The sequence below is a fragment of the Brevibacillus nigriterrae genome (genome assembly GCF_049846925.1).
Taxonomy (GTDB): Bacteria; Bacillota; Bacilli; order Brevibacillales; family Brevibacillaceae; genus Brevibacillus_H.
In genome coordinates this window covers 1-1,272 of the sequence record NZ_JBNCMT010000075.1, presented here as the reverse complement: position 1 = coordinate 1,272, position 1,272 = coordinate 1, and the positions used below count along the sequence as shown (strand labels likewise).

General features: G+C 42.0%; 2 protein-coding genes. Both read right to left on the bottom strand.

What is annotated here, in order from left to right:
* Positions 1–38: 38 nt before the first annotated feature.
* Positions 39–923 (bottom strand): IS3 family transposase, encoded by an 885-nt coding sequence (locus tag ACPW7N_RS26555; protein ID WP_425654864.1) that lies wholly within the window; start codon positions 921–923, stop codon positions 39–41.
* Positions 863–1,141 carry a helix-turn-helix domain-containing protein gene (locus tag ACPW7N_RS26550; RefSeq protein WP_425654865.1) on the bottom strand — a complete coding sequence of 93 codons (279 nt, stop codon included), beginning with the start codon at positions 1,139–1,141 and terminating at the stop codon, positions 863–865. Before ACPW7N_RS26550 ends, ACPW7N_RS26555 begins: the two co-directional genes overlap by 61 nt.
* Between the last annotated feature and the right edge of the window lie 131 nt (positions 1,142–1,272).

Genomic DNA, 1,272 nt, shown 5'->3' with positions numbered 1-1,272 from the left:
TGGTCAAGACCCCATTTAGTGGACATTGAAAAAAGCTCCTAAACCGCAAGCTGGCGTCGGTACTCAATCGGCGTCAGCTTCTTTAATTTTCTTTGTGGTCTCTCAAGATTGTAGAAATGAATGTATTCCTCAATTCTTCTTTGTGCCTCGTCAATTGTTCGTATATCATAAAGGTAGAGCCCTTCCGTTTTGAGATGCGAGAAGAAGCTCTCCATAGAGGCATTGTCATAACAATTGCCTCTGCGTGACATGCTGATTTGGGCGCCAACCTTTGGCAGCATGTCGTGGTATGCATGGGACGTGTACTGGAATCCCTGGTCGCTGTGAACGATCAGTCCAGACATGTCCTCTTTATTTTGAAAGGCTTTCTTAAATGTCTGCAGAACAAGATCATTATCATTACGCTGTGCTAGATGATACGCCACGATTTCGTTATTAAACAAATCCTTCACGGCAGAGAGGTATAACCATGTCTCGCCGATTCGATATTGGGTTACGTCAGTAACCCATTTTTGATTCGGTGTATCAGCATGAAAATTCCGTTGTAGCAAATTTTCTGTGACACGTGAGCCTACGGAAGAAGCATAGTTACAACGATGTTTACGCCGTATCCGGGAGCGAAGCCCCATCTCTTGCATGAGGCGTAGTACCTTCTTGTGGTTAATCCAAATATTGTGGTCTTGAAACAGAAAGAGTTGTACTTGACGATATCCATATTTCCCATCATATTTGCTATAAACCTTACGAATGAGTTCTTTAATTACACGGTCTTTGTCCTCTGAAGCCCGCTTTCTGTAAGCGTAGAATCCACTTCTAGAGACCTTAAATAATTTACAAAGCTCTGTTACCCTGTACCACGTAGTTAATTTCTCAATGGCTTCGTACTTCTCTTGGACACCTCCTGTATCCAGATTTTCAAACACTTTTTTAGCATCGAATTCTCCCTCTCCAGTTTTTGAAGATATCGATCTTTGTCTATGTATTCTTCACGACGACCCCTCTGATCTAATAAGCCGAACTCACCCAACTGCTTGAATTTCCTTATCCATATAGGGATTCGGCGTCTGTCAGGGATCCCTAGGTGTCCCATAATCTTTCGATTAGACCATCCTTCCTCTATATATAAACGAATAGCTTCCATCTTAATCTCATGACTATAATTCATAAATTTCTGTCCCATTTTGGCCATAACGAAAAACACCCCCTATAGTGTATCCATCGGATAAAAACACGTGGTGTTTTTCCAATGTCCACTATAAGGGGTGCACTTCA